This window comes from Desulfothermus okinawensis JCM 13304 (assembly GCF_054654515.1).
Genome location: NZ_BAAIEW010000100.1, coordinates 1 through 281, shown reverse-complemented (window position 1 = coordinate 281; position 281 = coordinate 1). Strand labels below are relative to the sequence as shown.

General features: G+C 44.5%; 1 protein-coding gene. It reads left to right on the top strand.

All coding sequences use genetic code 11. The features are described from left to right. Positions 1-17 precede the first annotated feature (17 nt). Positions 18-281, top strand: a 264-nt coding sequence (locus ACYQ0O_RS13215; protein WP_459893817.1) for a transposase, incomplete at its 3' end; no start/stop codon positions are given.

The following is a 281-nucleotide window of genomic DNA, read 5'->3' as shown; positions in this document are numbered from 1 at the left end:
CTAAATTCAGGGATGCTATGAAAAAGGCCAAGCTCCTCAATAAAATCAACCCTGACCTCTGGAAGAAGCAATGGGTCGTTCATAGTCAGGCAGTGGGAAAAGGGCAAAACTCCCTTCGATACCTTTCAAGGTACGTGTTCCGCGTCGCCATCTCCAACAACCGCATCAAAAGCATTGAAAACGGTGTCATTACTTTTCTCTATAAGAATCGCCAAAAGAAAACATGGAAAACCATGGCGCTTGATGCCATGGAGTTTATCAGAAGATTCCTTCAGCATGTC